This is a genomic window from Sabulibacter ruber, assembly GCF_017355955.1.
Lineage (GTDB): Bacteria > Bacteroidota > Bacteroidia > Cytophagales > Hymenobacteraceae > Nibribacter > Nibribacter ruber_A.
This window is the reverse complement of the sequence record NZ_JAFFID010000001.1, coordinates 1,078,022-1,099,460: the sequence shown is the minus strand read 5'-3', so window position 1 is coordinate 1,099,460 and position 21,439 is coordinate 1,078,022. Positions and strand designations below refer to the sequence as shown.

15 protein-coding genes are annotated in these 21,439 nt (G+C 51.2%); 6 read left to right on the top strand and 9 right to left on the bottom strand.

Annotated features, from left to right (window positions below; all coding sequences use genetic code 11):
- From hemA to JT719_RS04640, 5 genes are all read right to left on the bottom strand, one after another.
- The gene (gene hemA, locus JT719_RS04660; RefSeq protein ID WP_207431330.1) at positions 1 to 1,236 is read right to left on the bottom strand and encodes a glutamyl-tRNA reductase; all 1,236 of its coding nucleotides are present in this window, start codon (positions 1,234 to 1,236) and stop codon (positions 1 to 3) included.
- 86 nt (positions 1,237 to 1,322) lie between these two features.
- A complete protein-coding gene (locus JT719_RS04655) occupies positions 1,323 to 2,843 on the bottom strand; it encodes a catalase (protein WP_207431329.1) in 1,521 nt (506 codons plus the stop codon).
- 411 nt (positions 2,844 to 3,254) lie between these two features.
- Positions 3,255 to 3,635: a hypothetical protein gene (locus tag JT719_RS04650; protein ID WP_242693072.1), complete on the bottom strand. Its 381-nt coding sequence runs from the start codon at positions 3,633 to 3,635 to the stop codon at positions 3,255 to 3,257.
- Positions 3,636 to 3,697: 62 nt separating this feature from the next.
- Positions 3,698 to 3,988, bottom strand: a complete 291-nt coding sequence (locus JT719_RS04645) for a putative quinol monooxygenase (protein ID WP_207431328.1) — start codon at positions 3,986 to 3,988, stop codon at positions 3,698 to 3,700.
- Positions 3,989 to 4,132: 144 nt separating this feature from the next.
- Positions 4,133 to 4,909 carry an SAM hydrolase/SAM-dependent halogenase family protein gene (locus JT719_RS04640; protein ID WP_207431327.1) on the bottom strand — a complete coding sequence of 259 codons (777 nt, stop codon included), beginning with the start codon at positions 4,907 to 4,909 and terminating at the stop codon, positions 4,133 to 4,135.
- 110 nt (positions 4,910 to 5,019) lie between these two features.
- Here JT719_RS04640 and JT719_RS04635 point away from each other — a divergent pair, with 110 nt between their 5' ends.
- The 3 genes from JT719_RS04635 to JT719_RS04625 all read left to right on the top strand — a co-directional run bounded on the left by JT719_RS04635 (position 5,020) and on the right by JT719_RS04625 (position 11,215).
- Positions 5,020 to 6,063 (top strand): PhoH family protein, encoded by a 1,044-nt coding sequence (locus JT719_RS04635; protein WP_207431326.1) that lies wholly within the window; start codon positions 5,020 to 5,022, stop codon positions 6,061 to 6,063.
- Between the two features lie 397 nt (positions 6,064 to 6,460).
- Complete coding sequence (locus JT719_RS04630; RefSeq protein ID WP_207431325.1) at positions 6,461 to 8,560, top strand: ComEC/Rec2 family competence protein; 2,100 nt, start codon at positions 6,461 to 6,463, stop codon at positions 8,558 to 8,560.
- 99 nt (positions 8,561 to 8,659) lie between these two features.
- Positions 8,660 to 11,215 carry an ATP-binding protein gene (locus tag JT719_RS04625; protein ID WP_207431324.1) on the top strand — a complete coding sequence of 852 codons (2,556 nt, stop codon included), beginning with the start codon at positions 8,660 to 8,662 and terminating at the stop codon, positions 11,213 to 11,215.
- A 52-nt stretch (positions 11,216 to 11,267) separates the two neighbouring features.
- On the opposite strand, the gene JT719_RS04620 is transcribed toward JT719_RS04625, so the two are convergent.
- The gene (locus tag JT719_RS04620) at positions 11,268 to 12,602 is read right to left on the bottom strand and encodes a sigma-54-dependent transcriptional regulator (protein WP_207431323.1); all 1,335 of its coding nucleotides are present in this window, start codon (positions 12,600 to 12,602) and stop codon (positions 11,268 to 11,270) included.
- A 102-nt stretch (positions 12,603 to 12,704) separates the two neighbouring features.
- A complete protein-coding gene (locus JT719_RS04615; RefSeq protein ID WP_207431322.1) occupies positions 12,705 to 13,028 on the bottom strand; it encodes a hypothetical protein in 324 nt (107 codons plus the stop codon).
- 668 nt (positions 13,029 to 13,696) lie between these two features.
- Between JT719_RS04615 and JT719_RS04610 the strand changes: the two genes are divergently transcribed.
- Together JT719_RS04610 and JT719_RS04605 are read left to right on the top strand one after the other, a co-directional pair.
- Positions 13,697 to 14,542, top strand: coding sequence for a hypothetical protein (locus JT719_RS04610; RefSeq protein ID WP_207431321.1), 846 nt, complete (start codon positions 13,697 to 13,699; stop codon positions 14,540 to 14,542).
- Between the two features lie 300 nt (positions 14,543 to 14,842).
- Positions 14,843 to 16,750 (top strand): RecQ family ATP-dependent DNA helicase, encoded by a 1,908-nt coding sequence (locus JT719_RS04605; RefSeq protein ID WP_207431320.1) that lies wholly within the window; start codon positions 14,843 to 14,845, stop codon positions 16,748 to 16,750.
- 169 nt (positions 16,751 to 16,919) lie between these two features.
- On the opposite strand, the gene JT719_RS04600 is transcribed toward JT719_RS04605, so the two are convergent.
- A complete protein-coding gene (locus JT719_RS04600) occupies positions 16,920 to 18,128 on the bottom strand; it encodes a phosphoglycerate kinase (protein WP_207431319.1) in 1,209 nt (402 codons plus the stop codon).
- Positions 18,129 to 18,367: 239 nt separating this feature from the next.
- On the bottom strand, positions 18,368 to 19,381 hold the full coding sequence (locus tag JT719_RS04595; protein WP_207431318.1) for a zinc-binding alcohol dehydrogenase family protein: 1,014 nt from the start codon (positions 19,379 to 19,381) through the stop codon (positions 18,368 to 18,370).
- A 973-nt stretch (positions 19,382 to 20,354) separates the two neighbouring features.
- Between JT719_RS04595 and JT719_RS04590 the strand changes: the two genes are divergently transcribed.
- Positions 20,355 to 21,437 carry an efflux RND transporter periplasmic adaptor subunit gene (locus JT719_RS04590; RefSeq protein ID WP_207431317.1) on the top strand — a complete coding sequence of 361 codons (1,083 nt, stop codon included), beginning with the start codon at positions 20,355 to 20,357 and terminating at the stop codon, positions 21,435 to 21,437.
- The last annotated feature ends 2 nt before the right edge of the window (positions 21,438 to 21,439 follow it).

The window sequence follows — 21,439 nt, the reverse complement described above, 5'->3', positions numbered from 1 at the left end:
TTAGGCAAGGTGAAATAACGTCTGCAAAGATTCCAGCAGCACCTGTCGGTTAGGGCCCTGGCTGGTTCTCAAGGTTTTGGCCGGACGGCGGAGCAGCTTTTTGAGAGCAGCTTCGGCCAGTGACTGGGAGAGTTGGGGAGTGGGGGTTTGGGAATGATTCTGGAGTTCAGCTTCCAGAACGGTGGCAAAGTAGCGCCTGAGTTCCTGAAGCGTTTGGATTACGGGTATATCCTGCAGCCAATCCTCGAAGCTGCGCACGTCTTCCATGATGATTCTTTTTACCTCCGCGATGGCGTCTTCGCGCACTTTCTGCACCGCCTGGGTTTTAGAGAGAAGTTCATCCATGTTTACCAGGGAAATGCCCGGAAATTGCCCCACTTCCGCAGGGAAACTCAGCGGAACCGCCAAATCCAGCAACACGCGCCTTTTTTCTGGTAAGTTCTTAAAGTTCTGCAAGGAAAGTACTTCACCACCGCTCACGCAGGAAACAATCACGTCAAATGAGGCTACTTGCTCTGCCAATCCTTCAAACGGCAGCACCCGGGCTTTTACTTCAGAAGCCAGAGTCTGCGCTTTGGCTTGGGTGCGGTTGCTCAGGGTAATATGGGAAAACCCGAACGAAGCCGCGTAACGGGCAACATCGGTGCCCAATTGGCCGATGCCTATAATCAGGAGTTTCTTCTGGGCAAGCGTTTTACGTGGGAAGAAATCGGTGACCCGCTCCAGCGCGGCGTAGCCCACCGAGGAAGCTCCCGCCCGGAAAGAAGCCTCGTTATGCACCCGTTTGTGGGTCTTGAACAGAGACTGAAACGCCTGGTGTAAAAGCGGACTGGTCACCTGCAGGGCATGCGCCTGTTGGTAGCTGGCCTTTAATTGGCTGATAATCTGCCGATCGCCCAGCACCTGGGAGCGTAGGCCAATGCCTACTTCCAAGAGGTACTGGAAAGTGTCCTGGCTATGGCGGATGTTTTTGAACAGTTTCTGGTAAACCGCCCGGTTTTCGATCTTTTTGAAGGAGAGCAGTTCCTCCAGAATGAGGGTGGTAGAAGTGCCTTCAGACTCAAAGTACACCTCGGTACGGTTGCAAGTGGTGACCACTACCAATCCTTTCACCAGACCACGCTGCTTCAAAGAAAGCATGAATTGGTTTGCCTCTGGGGCGGAAAGCTGGAGCGCCTCACGGTAGGCCAGGGAGGCGTTTTCATGGGAAAGGCAGATCACCTGCAGAGTGTTCACGGGAATATAGTTTTGGACGGTTGAAGCAAAGGAAGAAGGCAGGCCGGACAGAAACTGCCCGGCTTGACCCGGTATGTTTAGTAGAATTATTTCTGGGTAAGCGCCTGCACCTGGCTTTTCTCCAGTTTCAGGGCTTTGATCAGGCGGGTACCGTATTCGGCATCGGCCTGGTAGAAGTAATTCACCATTCTATTCACTATTTCTTTGTTCTTCACCTGGCTCAGGTCACCGGCCAGGTTATTGATGAGGTGGTCTTTCTCCACTTTGGAAAGGGAGCGGTACAGATCGCCTGCCTGCTGGAAATTGTTCTGCTTGCTGATGGCCCGCTGCATGGTCTCGGCGTTGATTTTCTGGCCGGAGTAATTGAACTGGCTGTTGTCCACGAAGCTTGGCTGCGAGGTGCTAGGCTGGTAGTTCACCTCTGACTTGGTGGTGCGGTTGCTCATGACCCCGTTCTGGTTGAAGCTGTTCACCTCCACTTTGGGCGCGTTCACAGCTATGCGCTGGAAGTTTCCGCCCAGGCGGTATCGTTGGGTATCAAAGTAAGAGAACACGCGGCCCTGCAACAGCCGGTCCTCAGAAGGCTCAATACCCGGTACCAACGTGCCCGGCGCAAAAGCGGCCTGCTCCACAGATTCAAAGAAGTTATCGGGCACCTTGTTCAAGGTCATCTTGCCAATCTTTTTGCTAGGCGCGATGCTCTCCGGCCAGATCTTGGTAGGGTCCAGCGGGTTGAAGTCAAACTTGTCCAGGTCTTCGGGTTTGATCATCTGCACCGACAGCTCCCAGGCCGGGAAGTTGCCTTTGTTGATCTCGGTGTACAGGTCTTGGGTGGCGTGGCTGTGGTTTTGGGCCTGTACCTGCGCTGCTTCGGCACCGGTCAAGGTTTTCACGCCTTGCTGCGAGGTCCACTTGTATTTCACATAAGTTACTTCGCCTTTGGCGTTCACCCATTTAAAGGCGTGTACCCCATGCCCATCCATCTGGCGGTAGTTGGCCGGAATGCCCAGGTCCTGGTACAGGTACGTGAGCATGTTGGTGCTTTCCGGTACGTTAGACAGGAAATCGAACACGCGGTTGTTGTCCTGGCGGTTGTAGATAGGAGAGGGCTTGAAAGAGTGCACCATGTCCGGGAACTTCATGGCGTCTCTGATGAAGAACACCGGCAGGTTGTTGCCCACCAAGTCATAGTTGCCTTGGTCTGTGTAGAACTTCACGGCAAAGCCGCGCGGGTCCCGCAACGTTTCCGGAGAGCCTTGCTCGTGTACCACGGTGGAGAAGCGCACAAACACCGGCGTTTTCTTGCCTGGCGTGTTGAACAGAGAGGCTTTGGTGTAGGCCGAGAAGTCTGCGTAGTTCTCAAACTCCCCGAAGGCTCCGGCTCCGCGGGCGTGCACCACGCGCTCCGGGATGCGCTCACGGTCAAAGGAAGCGAGTTTCTCAATCAGGTGCACATCTTCCAGCAGCACCGGTCCGTTCTCGCCGGCCGTTTTGGAATTCTGGTTGTTGCCTACCGGAGCACCTGTGTTGGTGGTAAGCGGTTTCTGCGCAAAAACCAACTGGCTACTGGCCAAGAAGGTTAATAAGAGTAATGGTTTTCTAAGCATTTTGGGCTTGGTTAATGAATCAATGCCCCAAAAGTGCCGGGTTACTCTTGATAGTTCAAATTGATATTATTGATGAGTTTATAGTTTATGGTTATAATGACTTGTGAGGGGTTGAGGATCAGAAACCCACGAGATGGAGGTGAGAAAAGATTTGAAAGCTTGTGAAGTAAAAAACGTTTCAGAGCTGATTTCTGGAAACCTGCCCTGAATGAAGAAGCACAAAACCATTGGTAGAGTAGGCAGGCTATGATAGAATTTAATAAGAGTTTGAAGGGCCGAGTTTATGCCTTGAATGAGAAAAGGAGTTTTAAAACTGGCCGATTACTTCTTTAGTTTAAGGTTAATCTTACCTAATCTTGGGTGCGTCTAAACAATGTTATAGTGCAGTATTTTAGCTAAAACTACTTGCATTTACTTGATCCCCATCAAGACAGCACTACCATTTTGATTTACAGCTAAGTTTTTTAACTCTCTGCAAAAAATGGGTATTGAGTGAGATTCGATGATTAATTCCAGGGAGAGTTTATGCTTTTCTTCCTTTCGGTATTCCGTTGATACACTTTCCTCCATTGTTACTAGTACTCCGCATATACCCGACCGGCCAATTCTATAGAAGTCCATTCTGAAGAAAGCATACCCATCCTTTACTCCGCAAGAGTAAGATATCTTTTCTTTTCCCTCAGGAAATTCATACAAGCCGGTTACGAATTCGAGCAAGGAATCAGATACCTCGTAAACTTCAGTTATTCCAGAATATCGCCCATTATTTGCAGAAATCCGCAACTCAAACATATGCTTATCTTTCCAGATGGCCTCTAACTTTAGTTGATTATCGTTCAACATCCTCTAATCAATTACAAAATAGCAGGCTTGAAGGAGAAAGCCTGCGCCGGTTCCGCGAACAAAGCTTTGGTGGGTTTCCAGACACTCCCGAACAGTTCTGATTTGCGGTAGTTATTCAGGGCCTCGTCTGAGTCCCAGTGGCTGTAAGTGCTGTACACGTGGGGCAAGTGGTAATCCTGCAGCAGCTCCACGCTTCGGCAACCAGGAAAAGCGCTGATCTTGTCCCGTGAAGATTTGAATATTTCCAGAAACGCTTCCACTTTGTCCTCCTGAAAGGTCATCCGTACCACTCTGATCAACATTGCAAGTAATTAGGAATTAAGAATTAGGAATTGAAAATATGAGGAATTATGTCCACAGGCGTTTGCCGTTCGGTTCCTTGGAAGAAGTAAAGGTCAAGCCATTCAGTCCAGGTTTATTCTTAATTCCTAATTGTCAATTCTTAATTATTCCGCATCGCGGGAGAATTTGATTTCAACCGGGGAGTCAAAGTACATGCCCAGCAGTTCTGAGGCGTGGCCTTTGTTGATGCCAATGGTCAGGAAACCCTGGCGGTTGAAGAGGGCTACGCAGTCGCCTTCGTTGGATTGGTTGTAGCGGCTGCTCACTCTGTCTACCACTTCGCGGTTGAAATGGATAGAGAATCGGCGGCCGTGCCCTATGGCGTCCACGCTGTCCTGGGTGATGTCGGTGATCAGGTTGCCGTAGTGGTCTACGTGCACCACGTGCCCGGTAATGGAATGGTCGTTGAGGCGGAGCTGGCGGTTGATGAGTTGGACCATGCCATCGGCTAGTTCACCCACCTCGGCCATGGAAGCGCCCTGGGCCAGCGCCACGGCGGCAGGTACCATAATGTCACGGGTTGGGGAAGAGGTATCGGGTTGCTCGGGCAGGTCAATCAATTGCTCAGGGTCATTGTCGGTGAGCAGGGATAACAGGCCGTTGTCGGCGCAGATAAAATAGTGGCCGTTGTGGCGGGCCACCTGGTAGCGGCCGCTGCGGGTGCCGTGGGTATCCACCGCAATCATGTGTACTGTGCCCTTGGGGAAGTCCTGGTACACCGCGTTCATGACATGGTAGCCGTGCGGAATATTGAACGGCTCAATGTGGTGCGAGATGTCTACAATAACTTGTGCAGGATTGATAGTCAGTATTTTAGCTTTTACGGCGGCCACGTAGTGGTCTGTGGTACCAAAGTCTGACAAGAAGGTAAGAATTCCCATGGGAACGGTCGGTCAAAAGAACTTAATTATTTCTAGTTTTGTCTTATAACAAATCTACTATATTTTCAGTAGATTGGTTTTATAACCACTTTAATAAACGGAAATAGCCTTTGGTAGAAAAAACTATAACCCTGGAGAATGTCTCTTTAGTAGATTTCCTAGGTCTTGAGAATCAGAATATTAAACAGTTGGCCGCCGCTTTCCCAAGCAGCAAGATCATTTCACGCGGCAACGAGATAAAGATTCAGGGCCAAACCCCTGAGATCACCAAAATCCACGAGATCCTTTCTTCCCTGATTGAACATTATCACCAATACGGGAAAATCACCGATAAAAGCGTTCACAAGTTTCTGACCGCCGATAACGATTTTGAGGATGACGTGGTGATTACCTCGCCCGATGTGATTGTGTATGGCAGCAAGGGAGGCGTGATCAAGGCCAAAACGCCCAGCCAGCAGAAGTTGGTGGATGCCGTAGCCAAGAACGACCTGGTGTTTGCCCTGGGACCAGCCGGTACTGGTAAAACCTTCATCTCGGTGGCTATGGCCGTGCGGGCGCTGAAAAACAAAGAGGTGAAGAAAATCATCATCTCGCGTCCGGTAGTGGAAGCCGGTGAAAGCCTTGGGTTCCTGCCCGGTGACATGAAAGACAAGGTAGACCCGTATCTGCGGCCTATCTATGACGCGCTGGAGGAAATGATTCCGGTGGAGAAATTGAAATACTACTATGAAAACAAAATCATAGAGATAGCTCCGTTGGCGTACATGCGCGGGCGTACCCTCAACAACGCGTTTGTGTTGTTGGACGAGGCCCAGAACACCACGCCCATGCAGATCAAGATGTTCATGACCCGTATGGGACCCACCTCTAAAGTGATGATCAACGGTGACCGCACGCAGATTGACTTACCGCGCAACCAACGCTCGGGGTTGATTGAGGCCATGACCGTGCTCAAGGACATTAAAGGAATTGGGTTTGTGGAAATGCAGGCCGAGGACGTGGTGCGTCACCGCTTGGTGAAGAGCATTGTGGAGGCGTACACCAAGTTTGACGACAAGCGCCAGAAAGAGCGCGAGGAAAGGGAGAAAAACGGAGAATATGAACTCCAGGATGCTCCCCGCCGCCGCCAGAATTTCCGCCGTTACGAAGATTAATTCTTAGAATACTTATTTAAAGACGGATGGGTGTTTCTCCAAAAGTGTGAAACACCCATCCGTCTTTTTTTGCCTCTTGTTTTGAGCATCTTTTCAGAAAAACAGACCAAAATTAGAGCCTGAGTCTAGTTTTATCATCTTCAGGAAAATTCCAGTTATTCCAATAAACTAGAGCCAAATCAAAGTGCAGCACTTTCCCGTACTGGCAAATACTCTGGTTTTCAGAAAGAAGCAGCCATTTTGAAAGTCCTTTATGGAGAAACTGAACGCGACAGGTACCCCAAAATACCTGAGAAATCTGTTCCAAGGATCTCAAATTGCCTTTTCTGATGAGCATCTGCGTTGCTCCCGGGGTTTTCATTTATTGTACCTTCCTAAAAATCTAAACAACTAACCCATGATCACCGGTGCAATGCGTTTGATGGGCTGCTTTGTACTGGGAATCATCCTGTTCCACGCCGTAGGCCACCGCTTTTCTTTTGCAGGACCGGCAGTGGCTTTTATGGTACTGCTGTTTCTGGCAGTACGGTGGTGGGCCAGGCAGCGCCCGTTGGCTAGGAGAAGAAGATGGGCCGGGGCAATTGGAATGCTCACCGTAATGGTAATTGCGTTTTGGGGCAGTTCCTTGAAAAACAGACCGGAAACACTTACAGTCCCTACTCAGCAGATTAGCCATTATAAAATCACGCTGGTCAAAGCGGTGGCGTTGAAGCCTAAATCGGTCAGTTCAGTGGGCAGAGTGGAGGCGGTGCTTGCTAACGGAAAGTGGTACCTGGCCAAAGGACAGGTGGCAGTTTTCTTCCCTCGCTCACCTCAAGCCGATTCCCTCCAATACGGTCATCAATTGCTAGTACAAGGGAACCTTACTCCACCAGCAGCCTCCGCTAATCCTTACCAGTTCGATTACAAACGGTATCTAATCCTGAAGCACATCCAGTGGCAGGCCTACCTGCCCGTCAGTCACTGGCTTGTTATAGGGAATGAACCACCCAGTGCTTTGGTCGCGATCAGTCTGCACGTGAGGAAGAGGCTGGAGAGCGCTTTCAAAGAACATATCCAACAAGCCCGGGAGTTGACCATTGCGCATGCGCTGGTGTTAGGTGTGCAGGATGATCTGGATGCCGCTCTCAGGAATGCCTACGCCCGTACCGGCACCATGCACGTGCTGGCGGTGAGCGGCTTGCACGTGGGTTTGCTGTATGGCGTGCTGTTGATGCTGTTACAACCCCTACGACGTTCCAAGACCAGCCGGTTGGCGGTGTTTCTGGTGATTGTGGGCGTGGTCTGGTTTTATGCGTTTGTGACAGGCTTGTCGGCATCGGTGCTGAGGTCGGTGTGCATGTTCTCGTTGGTGGAACTTGGCCGATTGATCCAGCGGAAGTCCTCAATCCTGAACACGCTGGCCATTGTAGCCTTGGTGTTGCTGTTGTATGAGCCCAACTTCCTGTTCGATGTTGGTTTCCAGCTTTCCTTTCTGGCCGTGGCGGGCATTGTGCTGCTGCAACCTTTGTTCCTGCAACTATGGAACCCTGAGCAAAAACTGGTAAGGCTTGTCTGGGAATTGCTGGCGATCTCGGTGGCAGCGCAATTGGCTACTTTCCCTTTAAGTTTGTATTACTTCCATCAGTTCCCCGTGTACTTCTGGGTAGCCAACCTCATTGCCGTGCCGCTTTCTTCCATTGCCCTGTACCTTGGAGTGGCATTTATGCTGCTTTTCTGGCTCCCGGTGGTAAACGGGATATTAGGTCAATTACTGGAGTGGACGCTTTGGCTGATGAACGAACTTTTGCTGTGGCTGGAGCGCTGGCCGGTTTCCATTCTGGACGGCTTCGTGATCACCCCCGGGCAAGTGGTTGCTTTGTACCTGTTCCTGATTTTTGTGGTCGTGTTCCTGGTCCGGAGGCAGCTGGTTTGGTTGGCAACCTCGGTGCTGTGTCTGGCTTTTATCTCCGGCACAGAGCTTACCGAGGCTTTTTACCAGCGCCACACCCAGGAACTGGTGCTTCACAGTGTCCGGCGGAGCAGCGCCGTCAGCTTGGTGCAGGGCCGGCAAGTCCTTTTTTCCGCCGATTCGGCTTTCTACTCCCAACCGCAGTTGTTTTCGTATCAGGTGCAGCCTTATTGGTGGGCGAAAGGCGTTCGGCAGGAAAGCCGTTTGGAGGCTGATTTTACCCAAACAAGCACAAAACCGGTTCTGCCTTTTACCTTCACCCCGGAAGGCAACCAACTGCTGGTCTGGCAAGGGAAGAAACTGCTTTGGCTTAGGCGTTTACCCCGTGGGATAATAAATCCTGTACCGTTGGATGCCGTGGTGTTGCAAGACAACGTGTGGGCTCCGGCAGATCGCTTGAAAGAGATAGTTGCCACTCGTCACGTAATCCTGGACCAGACCAATTCCCGGCGCTATACCGCCAGAAAAGCCACCGAACTCAGGGCGGCTGGTTACAAAGTACACGTGCTGGAAGAGGAAGGCGCCTGGCGGATAAAGCTGCGCTAGCAGAGCAGGATTCGGAGCGTTCTCATGGCATTTAGGCGGTTTTTCTGTACTTTTAAGTAAGATTGACCGTTTGGTTGATGAACTTAACGCCTGTCAGGGATGCCCAAGGTCAAAGAAACGTTCTCTCTCCAATCTATCCGGGGTAAGATTATTGCCGCGGTTTTGTTGGGTGTCCTGGCGGTGGCCATGTCCTGGTCCATCACGCACAAAGGGTTCAAAAACATCCTGCTTACGGTGGAGGATGTTTCAGCGCCCAACGAGAAACTCCGCACCGTCAACTCCCTGTTTCAGAGCCTCGCCCAGTTAGACCAACTGCAACGGGCGCATGCCACCCGCACTCCCGCCAAACCGCAGTACCGTTTCAAAGCCAAGATAAAGCAACTGCAACTGACGCTGGATTCTTTGCGGGCCTACTGCGCCGACAATCCGCAGCAACTTCGCCTGCTGAACTCCATGGAAACCAAGCTTCTGCAGCGTGAAAGGCTCTACAACCAATACGTGAAGCTGAGGATTGACATGAACCGAAACGAGGCCCTTTCCCGCCGGATTGCCGGAATCTCCCAGGAAATCGCCAAAAGCAAGCCTCAGGTTGACAGCACCGTGGTAACGGCCAGCAAGAAAATCACCACCACTACCATTCTGCCTTCTGAGGAAGTTTTAGCCGAAGCACCTAAAAAACAGAAGCAATCCTTCTTAGGCCGCTTGTTTGGCGGGAAAAAGGAGGAGCTGCCGGCAGCTTTGAAACAGGTACAGGAAGAGCTGCAGGTGCAGGTAGACACGCTTTCAGTGGCCCGGCAAGACAGCGTGATCTGGAAAGTGGAAAAAATGATGCGCCGCATTGAGCGCGAGCACCACCAACGCACCACCCAACTATTGAGTCGGGAGATGCAGTGGGTAACGGCCAACAGCCAGTTGCATAGCCAGTTGCTGAACATCCTGCGCACCATTGAGGCCGAGGAACTGGCAGCCATGCAGCAGAACAACCAGGCCGCCAAAGAAGTAGTGAACGGCAGCATTGATCGTATTGACAACATCATGATTCTGTTTTCACTGGGATCTGCGCTGTTCGTCTTCCTGATTTTCCTTGATATTTCCCGCAGCAACAAATACCGCAAAGCGCTCATTGCCGCCAAAGAGGAAGCCGAGCAGTTAGGGCAGGTGAAACAGCAGTTCCTGGCCAATATGAGCCACGAAATCAGGACCCCGCTACAGGCCATTCTGGGTTTCTCTGAGCAGATCAGAACCCAGGAGAAACCCTCGCGCAAAGCCCTGGATGCCATTTACCAATCCTCGGAGCACCTGCTGCACATTGTGAATGAAGTGCTGGATTACAGCCGCATTGTGTCTGGGAAATTCACGTTTGAGCAGCAACCTTTTGACATGAAGCAACTGGTCACCGAGGTGGTGGAGACCATGCAGGTAGCCGCTTTTCAGAAGCATCTTCAACTGGAACTGGAGTACTCGGTTTCCGGAGACCAGACCTACGTGGGCGATCCCTTCCGGCTGCGGCAAATGCTGTACAACCTCATCAGCAACGCCATCAAGTTCACCGATGTGGGCGGCGTAACCGTTTCCGTTTCGGCGGTAGATTTCCAGAACCAGGCTGATTTCAGGTTCAAGGTTTCTGACACCGGGTTGGGCATCCCCTCTGATAAACTGGAGACTATTTTCCATTCCTTTGAGCAGGCGCATGGCGCAGCGGGAGGGACCCGCGGAGGTACCGGACTAGGGCTGAGCATTGTCAAGGCTTTGGCCGAGGGGCAAAACGGAACGGTAACGGTGCAAAGTGAGGTAGGCAAAGGCTCAGTTTTCCAGATTCAGTTGCCGTTTACCCAAGCCCCTCAGCAAATAGAGAAACCTGATACCCGGTTGCTTCCCGAGAAAGAAAAGCCTTTGAAAACCGGCAAAGTATTGGTGGTAGATGATGACGCCTTTATTCTGGAACTGTGCGGCTCTATTCTGCGCAAAAACGGAGTGGCTTGTACCTGCACGCATGACGCTGCCTCCTTGCTGCACAAAGAATGGGACGAAAACATTGGTTTGGTCTTGCTGGACATCCGCATGCCGGGCTTGAACGGGATAGAGCTATGCCGAGCCCTGCGGCAGAAAATCAATTCAGACGTGCAGATCTTCGCGCTTACCGCTGAGGCTTTGCCCGAGGAACGGGAATCCATCCTGGCCCAAGGATTTGACGGATTGCTCATGAAACCTTTCCGGGAACAGGAGTTGATGACGGTGGTAAATGGCAGAGTGGCTTCTATTCAAACGCTCCCAGTGGAGGCACCGGTTGTAGGCGTAGAGCTGGATCTAAGCCCGTTGCGGCAAATGCTGGGTCAGGACGAGGAAATGTTGAAGGCGGTACTGGACCAATTCATCACGGAAACCGGGCAGGATCTGGAAGTGCTATTCTTGTCGCTCTCCGAACAAAATCCAAATGAGGTTCTGGAAACTCTGCATCGGTTAGCGGGCAGAACCGGTCAAGTGGGAGCCAAAAAGTTATCTGCCCGGCTGAGAAAAGTGGATGCATCGTTGCGGACACAGCCAACGCTGGCACCTCTGCAAGCTGAGATCCTGCAATTGGCCAAAGATGTGGAACTTCTGAAAGGAATCATCCAGGAGAAAGCGGCTTCTGAAGAAACAGTTCTGGAAGAATAGCGTTCGGTTTCGGGGTTCTTTTCCGTAAAACAAGCTTAAAACCGCCTTCCGTCTACTCCAGAAGGTTGTATTTCTCCAGCTTGCTGTACAGCGTTTTACGGTCTATGTTAAGCAGGCGGGCGGCTTTGGATTTGTTGTAGCGCACTTCCTGCAAGGTCTTCAAAATCAATTCCCGTTCATTGGCTTCCTGCAGGGCTTTCAGGTCGGGGCCGTAGGGCTGGGTGGTAGGTTGGGAGACCAGGGCGTACATTTCATCGGGCAGGGCCTGTTTCTTGATCTCCTGGTCTGGCGTGAGCAGCACGGCTCGTTTCACCACATTCTTCAGTTCTCGCAGGTTACCGGGCCAGGCATACTGCCTGAAAATCTCGGTTACCTCCGGCGAGAGGCGGATTACCTGACGGGTGAGTTCTGTGTTAGCCTGCACAATAAAGTGTTCCACAAACAGAAACAGATCATCGGCGCGTTCGCGCAGGGCCGGAACCCGCAGCTTGAATTCGTTCAGGCGGTGGTAAAGATCTTCCCTGAAATCGCCGTTCTTCACGCTGGAGATCAGATCATCATTGGTGGCGGTAAGGACCCGCACATCCACGGGAATGGTTTTGGTAGAGCCTAAAGGCTGAATGACGCGTTCCTGGAGTGCCCGTAGCAGCTTCATCTGGATCTCGTAGCTCAGGTTGCCAATCTCGTCCAGGAAGAGGGTGCCGCCCTGGGCTGCTTCAAATACTCCCTGTTTGTCGTGCAGGGCCCCGGTGAAAGCGCCTTTCACGTGCCCGAAGAGTTCGCTGTTGGCAATTTCCCCCGAGATAGCCCCGCAGTCAATAGCAATGAACGGCGCCTTGGAACGTTTGCTTTGGTCATGAATGGTGCGTGCCACGTACTCTTTGCCGGTACCGCTTTCGCCCTGGATAAGCACCGACATATCAGTGGGGGCCACCAGCTGGATCATCTCGTGCAGGCGCTGGGCCACTTCGCTTTTGCCGGTGATAAAGGCCGCTGTGGGAGTGGGTGTTGCCGTTGCCGGTTTTTCTTTTTCCTGAAGTGCTTCTTTTACCACCATCAGCAACTCGTCTGGGTTTACGGGCTTGGTGATGTAATCAAAGGCGCCCAGGCGCATGGCCCTTACGGCGGTGCCTACTTCCTGCAGGCTGGTCATCATGATCACCGGCGATGGATGAGCGCTGGCCCGGTGGTATTGGAGAAGTTCCAGGCCGGTGCCGTCGGGGAGGCGGTAATCGGCTAGGAGTAGCTGGAAGTTTTGTTCAATCAAGGCTTTCTGGGCATCTCTCACCCGATGCACTACCTGTACCTGGAATCCCTGCTTCTTGAGAAAGCTTTCCAGGATCATGGAAAAGGTTAGGTCATCTTCTATGAGTAGTATGCGCGTCATGCCTGGCTTATTGTCTCCCGGGGGTAAAAATAAAGAAAGCTGGGAAAACCCAGCTCTCTCTACTTTCATAGTTTTACTTTGTCTAACGGGAGCAGTAAGCGCTTATTTTACTTGGTTGCCGTCTTTGTCTAATTTGATGGCGCCTTTTTCTTCGCCTTTCTTCATTTCAATGGTGTAATATTCCTTGCCGGCTGCGTCCTTTACCAGGTAGGCAGTGGTAGGAGTCCATTCTTTCAAGCCTGCGTCTGAGGTGAGGGCAGTTTTAACGGCCTCAGGGAGTTCCTCAACTTTTACCGGAGTTTTGTTGTCTTGCGCGGCAGTAGCGGCAGGCTTGGTTTGGGCAGTCTGCGCTGTCTGAGTTTGTGCGTTGGCAGAAACAGTGGCAAATACAAAAAGTCCGAAGGCTGATAAGATAACTTTCTTCATGTTTAGAAAATTTAGGTGATGAATAAGTCAGTTGCTGTCTTAGTTGCTATTGCCGTGCCAGAAAGGTGCGTTTCTTTGTAGTTAATTGATTGTCAATTATTTAGAGGTTGATGGCTAATTTGGCCAGTTTATAAAACTGTAGAGCTTTTCCCCAGTTTGGGGAGTGAAAGTGTGGCGATAGTGGGGCAGATGGGCAAATTGCATGGGCAGCCCTTCTCCATTTTGAGCGCAACCTTCTGTGCCTAGCCCATCAACTAAGCCACCCATGTAATTCAATTCCCAACCGTTTTGAGTCCTTTTTCAGAAAATAAGCGTAAAAATGAATCTGCTCCTTTTATCCCGCTTCATGGTGGACCAATGAGCCTGAATTCTTCCTGTACGTTGCCCAGTTTCCACACCTCCTGGGTGATTTAACGGGAAAGGTTGGTTTTCAGGAGGTTAAGGACGCTGCCACAGGATGCCTCTTCTAGAGGAGATGTATGGGGGAAAGAACGCTTGGGAAGGCTAGCACACGTTGCTTCATCTTACTTACGCAGCTTTGCTAAAACTTTTTTAGCAAAGCTGCGTAAGTAATTGATAATCAGCTAAATTAATTAGTGTTAAAATGAAGAAAACTGGCACTTTTACCTGGGTTGTTCTGTTATGATTTTGAACTGAAACGAAAGAAAATGCAGACGAAGACGAATCAAGTGACAAACGAAGAGAAAGTGCAGAAGAAGCACAAAATTGAGAGTTTTGATATCTCCCGCTCTGATGAGACCATGCACTTGGCCGTTGACTTAGCCAAGTTCATCAAGGAGAACAGACTCTTCCAGAACATCCAGGGCAAAGAGTACGTGAACGTGGAAGGCTGGCAGTACGCTGGTTCCCGCTTAGGTATTCTGCCAGTGGTAGAGGAGCTCGTGAATATGAGCGACAGCTCTGAGATTAAGTATTTGGCTAAGGTGAATTTGCTGAACTTACGTACCGAGCAAATTGTGGGTGCCGGCTTTGCCATCTGCTCTAACAAAGAGCAGGGCCGCAAATACTACCAGGAATATGCGATTGCCTCTATGGCCCAGACCAGGGCTATCGGGAAAGCTTACCGGAACATTCTGGCCTGGATTATCCGTGCCGCCGGTTATGAGCCAACCCCCGCTGAGGAGATGGATTACCAAGGTAACGTGCAAGAACCAAAAGTTGAGCATCAGGTGAAACCAGCGGCGGCTCCGGCCAAAACCATGAAAGCGGTTCCGGCCGAGCCAGTGGCAGAAGCTGCGCCAGCACCGGTGGTAACTCCTATAGCAGCCGCACCTGCGGCTCCTGTAGCTGAGGAAGCACCTGTGAAGTATGCCACTGCCAAGCAGAAAGAAGAAATCATTCGTCTGCTGAACAACCCAGTGATTACCCGTCAGGAGAAAACCAAAATGCTCCTGAACATCAACAAACTGGATGAGGAACGCGCCAAGCAGTCCATCACCAAATTGAAGAAAGTGATTGAGGAACGTGAGCACGAGCAATCTGCCGCTGCCTAACTTGTTTTAAATAGAAGTGAATGTGTGAAGCCCGGCCAATTGGCCGGGCTTTCTTTTTTAGGCTGTTTTGGTTAAATGGGGATAAAAACAGCTAAACCATTAATCCTTAACATGCCCTGGCCTACTATGGCATACTATGGCGCGGAAGTTACTTCCGTGCCTTTCATCTTTTGAGAGCCCCGGAAGAAACCCCCGCGCCAGTTCCTGCCTCGATAACAGTGATAGCCTCAATTACCTATTACATTCCTGAACTGCAACTTGCGCCATCCCACACCCAACAATTTCGTATTTTTGGGCGCTATGGCAGACATCAATGACATCCTTAGGCAATATTGGGGTTACGAGGCGTTCAGGCCGGGGCAGGAGGACATCATCAACTCGGTACTGGCCGGGAATGATACCCTGGCCATTCTGCCTACCGGCGGCGGGAAATCGGTTTGTTTCCAGGTGCCTGCGCTGGCCAGAGAGGGCGTGTGCGTGGTGGTATCCCCCTTGGTGGCCCTGATGAAAGACCAGGTAGAGAACTTGCGCAAACGCGGTATCTCCGCAGCCGCTTTGCACGGCGGTCAACCGGAGCGGGAACGCGACCTGATCCTGGACAATTGCGTGTATGGGGGCGTCAAATTCCTGTACCTGTCGCCGGAGCGTTTGCAGACCGAGCTGTTCCAGGAGCGGGTAAAACGGATGAAAGTGAACCTGCTGGCCATAGACGAGGCGCACTGCATCTCGCAATGGGGCTATGATTTCCGGCCTCCTTACCTGGAGATTGCCAAACTGCGCGATCTGCTTCCCAACGTACCGGTGCTGGCGCTCACCGCCTCGGCCACCGAGTTGGTTAAAATCGATATCCAGGAAAAGCTTAAATTCAAAGAGGAGAACGTCTTTCAGCAAAGTTTCGCCCGGAAGAACCTGTCTTATTCTGTCTTGCCAACCGAAGACAAGGAAGGGCGGTTGCGCGAGATCCTGAACAAGATGGGCGGCACCTCCATCGTTTACGTGCGTAACCGCCGCCGCACCGTGGAGCTGGCGCAATGGCTGCAAAAGCAAGGAATCAAAGCCACGGCCTACCACGCCGGTTTGCCGCACCAGACCCGCGCCGCCGCCCAAACCGATTGGCTATTGGACCGGGTACGCGTCATGGTGGCTACCAACGCCTTCGGGATGGGAATTGACAAGCCCGATGTCCGCCTGGTGGTGCACATGGACCTCCCAAATTCCCTGGAAGCCTATTACCAGGAAGCTGGCAGGGCCGGCAGAGACGGGAAGTACAGCTATGCCACCGTGCTGCTGGGCCCCGAAGATGCCTCCTTGCTGGTAAAGAAAACCGAAGAAGCTTATCCGCCCGTAGAAACCCTGAAACGGGTATACCAGGCCTTGGCCAACTTCTACAAACTGGCCATTGGCAGCGGCGCTTTTCAATCCTTTGACTTTGATCTGAATGAGTTCAGTCGCACATACCAACTCTCTCCGCTGGAGGTGCATTTCTCCCTGAAACTCCTGGAAGGGGAGGGCGTGCTGCAACTGAACGAAGGTTTTTACGCGCCATCTAAAGTGAATTTCCTGTTAGGGAACACTCAGCTGTATGAGTTCCAGTTGATGAATGAAACTCTGGAACCCATTATCAAAGGCCTTTTGCGGCTGTACGGCGGCGAGATGTTCCGGGACTTCGTGAAGATCTCTGAGGCGGGCTTGGCGAAGCATTTAGGCGTGCCAGAAGCATCTGTGCGGCAGCAATTACAACACCTGCACCAACGCAAAGTGCTGGTGTATGAACCGCAGCACGACGGCCCGCAAGTACAATTCACGGCTCCCCGGTACGATGCCGCCTCTCTGCCCATTGACCAGAGGCAACTGAATTATTTCCGGGAGCGGGCTATTCAGAAAGCTCAGGCCGTGGTAGAGTACATGCAGAACACCAAACAGTGCCGCACCATCCAGATCCTGAAATACTTTGGCGAGGAATCTTCTACGCCCTGCCGCATATGTGATTACTGCCTCAGTGAGAAAAAGAAAAAGAAACTAGACGAAAACAAACTTCACATGGAGGCCCGCGTGCTGCGCTACCTAAAGGAGTTTCCGTTGCATCCCAAGTCCATTGCCATGCATTTCAGTTCGTCAGAGCAGGAGCTTTTAGGCGATTTATTGCAGGAGATGCTGGAAAGCGGAATAGTGGGCTATACACCAGAAGGAAACCTGATGAAAAAGTAATAATGTTCTTAGTTGATTTAATATGTTAAGTTCGAATGAAAGCTTCTAAATCTCTATCCTTCAAAAAATGGCGTGAGTTTTACGGCTAGTTTTCATAAAACAGACAAAAAACAGCAAAGGCGGCAAGATCACTTGCCGCCTTTGCTGTTTTAAAGATGCTGGGTGTTTATTACAAAGGAGTTTCTTCCATTTGAAGGGCAACCACACCCGGCAGGGCTTTGCCTTCCATGTACTCCAGAAGGGCACCGCCACCGGTAGATACGTAAGAAACGTCATGCGCATGGCCCATCTGGGTTACTGCCGCAGCTGAGTCACCACCTCCAATGAGGGAGTAAGCGCCGTGGTTTTTGGTAGCATCTACTACGGCCTCGGCAATGGCTTTGGTTCCTACCGCGAAGTTCGGGAATTCAAACACGCCCATTGGGCCGTTCCACAGGATGGTTTTTGAATTGCGCACCACCTCAGCAAACTGGGCGCGGGTTTCTGGTCCTATGTCCAGGCCCATCCAACCGTCCGGAATGGTGCCGCTTGGTACTACTTTAGATTCGGCGTTGTTGTCAAAAGCATCGGCAATGACGGTGTCTACGGGTAAGTAGATTTTCACGCCTTTGTCTTCGGCTTTCTTCAGGAGGTCAAGGGTGAGTTGCTGCTTGTCTTCTTCCAGCAGTGAATTCCCGATGGAGCCGCCCTGCGCCTTGGCAAAGGTGTAGCTCATACCGCCGCCAATGATGAGGTTATCCACGCGGTCCAGCAATTGCTCAATCACCAGGATCTTGTCTGAGATTTTGGCGCCGCCCATGATGGCGGTGAACGGACGGTCCACGAATTCCAGCACGCGGCGGGCGTTGTCCAGCTCGGCCTGCATCACGTAACCGCACACTTTATCATGTGGGAAATAGTCGGCTACGATGGCGGTGGAGGCGTGCGCGCGGTGCGCCGTCCCGAAGGCATCGTTCACGTACACATCGCCCAGCAAACTCAGCTTCTCCGCGAAGCCCTGGTTTCCTTGTTCTTCCTCTTTGTGGAACCGCAGGTTCTCCACCAATAAAACCTCGCCTGGCTTTAAGTTGTTGGCCATCTCAACGGCCTCGCTGCTCACGCAGTCTGGCGCAAACTGAACCGGTACCCCAAAGGCCTGCTCCAATGGTTTCAGGATGTGCTTGAGCGAGTATTTCTCGTCTGGCCCGCCTTTGGGTCTGCCCAGATGCGACATCAGCACCACTGCGCCGCCATCGTTCAGGATTTTCTTGATGGTAGGTACCGCCGCTCTAATGCGGGTGTCGTCAGTGATCTCAAAATCACTGTTGAGAGGCACGTTAAAGTCAACGCGCACCAGGGCGCGTTTGCCCTGGAAGTCATATTGGTCAACTGTTATCATAGTCTGTAGGTTTGGTTTTAGCTACGGATTCCCGCCGAAACAGGTCGGGGCAAATATAGTATTTATATTTCTCTCTGTGCAGCGGCCTCAAAATAGGGGAGGAGCCTGCACGAAAAGACATCGGGTTTTAAAGCTGATTTTCTGAAAAGAACCTGAAAACGCGAAAGAGCCGCCTTGTTGATTTACCTGGCACTTCAGGGTAACCGTTTTCAGGCTCTTTTTCAGAAAACAACCTGTTTTTAGAACTTGATGACGAGTTTCCCGATGGTGGTCCCGGATTCCAGCTGAGCATGGGCTTTTTTAAGGTTTTCCGCAGATAAGCCGTGCAGCGTCTGGGTTAAGGTGCCCTGCAGAACGCCCTGGTCCAGCAAATCAGCTACCCGGTTCAGGATGTGGTGCTGCTCTACCATGTCCTCGGTCTGGAAGGTGGAGCGCGTGTACATCAGTTCCCAGGAGAAGGTCACGCTCTTGCCTTTGATTTTGTTCAGCGGAATAGGGGTGGCGCTGCCGGTGATGGAAGCAATGTGGCCTTGTGGTTTGATAAGATCGGCCATGGCATCCCAATATTGGTTGGTGTCTACAAAGTCCACAATGTAGTCTACGTACTGAAAACCGGTATTTCTGACTTCTTCCACCAGGTTCCGGTGATTCACCACAAAGTCGGCACCCAGGTTCTGGCACCACTCAATGGATTCTGGTCTGGAGGCAGTCGCGATCACGGTGAGCCCCAGCAGTTTTTTGGCCATCTGGATCGCAATGGAGCCTACGCCGCCCGCGCCGCCAATGATCAATAAGGTTTTGTTCTGGTCCCGTTCGGGCGAAAGGCGCATCCGGTCAAAAAAGGTTTCCCAGGCGGTTAAGGCCGTCAATGGAATAGCAGCGGCGGCTTCGTCAGATAAGGTTTTGGGCTTTTTGCCTACAATCCGCTCATCAATGACCTGGTACTCGGCATTGCAGCCCTGTTTGGTGAGGTCGCCGGCGTAATACACCTCATCGCCTTCTTTGAACAAGGAAACGGCATCTCCTACGGCTTCCACTACTCCTACGGCGTCCCAGCCAATGATTTTGGGCTGCTCCAATACGGTGTCTTTGGCAGAATTTTGCCTGATTTTATAGTCTACGGGGTTTACCGAGATGGCGCTCACTTTCACAAGGAGTTCATGGCCGGTGGGAGTGGGTTTCTCGGTTTCGAAATCAATAAAACTCTCTGGTTCTGATACGGGAAGTGATGTTTTGAATCCTACTGCCTTCATCTTTTTAGTTGGTTGAAATTTATGTGTCGTGGCCCAGGTACTCACTAGTTGTGAATGGGCGTTTTTTGCTTTGGCGGGCTAACTTACTCTTTTTCCAGGTTATCGGATTATTAAATTCTTAAGGTTTCATCTCTTGTTTGAGCAAGTTCATGGTCTTTATCTTTTGTTTTAACGAATATAAAAGAAGCTCTGCTTGCCTAACTTAATAACCCGGTATACATTTGTGCCCAGATGAGAAAGGCAGTACTTAAATATTTCCTGTCCTTGGGTATTCTCCTGTTGGGGGTATTGGGTTACCTGTCTGCCCATACCTATCAGGAAAGCACTTTCTTTTCTCCTTTAACAAGTATCAAAGGCGCAGTACAGAATGTACATAATGCCCACGCCTTTTTACTTAAATCTTCCTCAGTAGGTGCCGCTAAAACCCACGATACCTTAGCGCCCACCGAAACCGAGATAGAGGAAGACAGATTAACTTCTCCCGAAAAGCTTTTTGAAAGCAGTCCGTTCCTGGCTGCTATTTTCTCTGCCCAGGCATTCGCATTTCTCCTGGCCCTTCTTACAAGCGTCTTACATTACTGTAAGCAATTTTCTTTTTCCTCATCCCACAGATTGTACCTCATCTTCCGGGTACTCAGAATTTGATTTAACTCCTTATTGGGCAAATTGACTTCCCCAACGTTTCTCTGTTGGAGCCTTTTGCTTTCCCGCTTCCACTGGTAGAACCCTACCCATTGGTCGCACCCGTGTATCATTACGTCATACACCTTTCAAAAAATCATTTTTAAGGTAGCTCATATTCCCTCTCAGGGTATGAAGTAACAAATCTCAGGCAGTCTGGCACTGTCTGGGCTACCACTGGTTGCCTGCATTCACTTGCCTTCAGCAAAAGGAGAGCACCGGCGTGCGGTGGTATCCCTCTCCCAAAAGAATATCCCAAACCCCATTTCATATCCATAATTCAAAAACCAGTATGAAGAGAATTTTCATGCTTATGGGCTTATGCGCACTGTTGTGCCAAACGGCCTGTCACTCCAAGAAAGAAGAAAAGGAAGAGGAGACTAGCTTTTTAGTCACCAGTCCTCTGGCAAAAGACACCCTGATCACCAAGGAATATGTGAGCCAGATCCGCTCCATCAGCCACATTGAGGTAAGGGCCCTGGAAAAAGGCTACCTGCAGAAGATCTTCGTGGACGAAGGACAGCACGTGAAAAAGGGACAGCTCATGTTCCAGATCATGCCCGTGATGTACCAGGCCGAGCTGCAGAAAGCCCAGGCCGAAGCCAGTTTCGCGGAGATTGAGTACCAGAACACCAAAAAGCTGGCTTCCAACAACGTGGTGGCTCCCGGTGAACTGGCCATGGCGAAGGCCAAACTGAACAAGGCCAAAGCCGAGGTGAGCCTGGCCCAGGTGCATTTGGGATTCACCCAGATCAGAGCCCCGTTTGACGGCATCATGGACCACTTCCAGGTACGTTTGGGTAGCTTGGTAGACGAAGGCGATCTGCTGACCACCCTTTCAGACAACAGCCAGATGTGGGTTTATTTCAACGTGCCCGAGGCCGAGTACCTGGATTATAAAACGAGCCAGCACAGCGAGAACCAAACCCAGGTGAAACTGGAAATGGCCAACCGCCAGGTGTTTGACTACGCTGGTGTGGTGCAGACCATTGAGGCAGACTTCAACAACGAGACCGGTAACATCGCGTTCCGGGCCACCTTCCCCAACCCTAAAGGGCTCCTGCGCCACGGCGAGACCGGCAATATCCTCATGGAAGTGCCCATGAAGAACGCCCTGCTCATTCCGCAGAAAGCCACCTTTGAGGTCCTGGACAAGAAGTACGTCTATGTGCTGGATAAAGACAATGTGCTGCGGTCCCGCGAAATTACCGTTGCCGCCGAGTTGCCGCACATCTATGTGGTGCAGAAAGGTTTGTCAGGCAATGACAAGATCCTGCTGGAAGGTTTGCGTTTAGTGCGCGAAAACGAAAAAATACACTCAAAATACGTGGAGCCTAAAACTGTCCTATCTCAGCTGAATTTGTATGCGGAATAGTG

Excerpts from the sequence above, each read along its gene's own strand:
- JT719_RS04625 (WP_207431324.1), top strand. The coding sequence starts at position 8,660 with ATGCCCAAGGTCAAAGAAACGTTCTCTCTCCAATCTATCCGGGGTAAG.
- JT719_RS04650 (WP_242693072.1), bottom strand. The coding sequence starts at position 3,635 with ATGTTTGAGTTGCGGATTTCTGCAAATAATGGGCGATATTCTGGAATA.
- JT719_RS04655 (WP_207431329.1), bottom strand. The coding sequence starts at position 2,843 with ATGCTTAGAAAACCATTACTCTTATTAACCTTCTTGGCCAGTAGCCAG.
- JT719_RS04605 (WP_207431320.1), top strand. The coding sequence starts at position 14,843 with ATGGCAGACATCAATGACATCCTTAGGCAATATTGGGGTTACGAGGCG.
- JT719_RS04620 (WP_207431323.1), bottom strand. The coding sequence starts at position 12,602 with ATGACGCGCATACTACTCATAGAAGATGACCTAACCTTTTCCATGATC.
- JT719_RS04600 (WP_207431319.1), bottom strand. The coding sequence starts at position 18,128 with ATGATAACAGTTGACCAATATGACTTCCAGGGCAAACGCGCCCTGGTG.
- JT719_RS04615 (WP_207431322.1), bottom strand. The coding sequence starts at position 13,028 with ATGAAGAAAGTTATCTTATCAGCCTTCGGACTTTTTGTATTTGCCACT.
- JT719_RS04590 (WP_207431317.1), top strand. The coding sequence starts at position 20,355 with ATGAAGAGAATTTTCATGCTTATGGGCTTATGCGCACTGTTGTGCCAA.
- JT719_RS04640 (WP_207431327.1), bottom strand. The coding sequence starts at position 4,909 with ATGGGAATTCTTACCTTCTTGTCAGACTTTGGTACCACAGACCACTAC.
- JT719_RS04630 (WP_207431325.1), top strand. The coding sequence starts at position 6,461 with ATGATCACCGGTGCAATGCGTTTGATGGGCTGCTTTGTACTGGGAATC.
- JT719_RS04595 (WP_207431318.1), bottom strand. The coding sequence starts at position 19,381 with ATGAAGGCAGTAGGATTCAAAACATCACTTCCCGTATCAGAACCAGAG.
- JT719_RS04645 (WP_207431328.1), bottom strand. The coding sequence starts at position 3,988 with ATGTTGATCAGAGTGGTACGGATGACCTTTCAGGAGGACAAAGTGGAA.
- JT719_RS04610 (WP_207431321.1), top strand. The coding sequence starts at position 13,697 with ATGCAGACGAAGACGAATCAAGTGACAAACGAAGAGAAAGTGCAGAAG.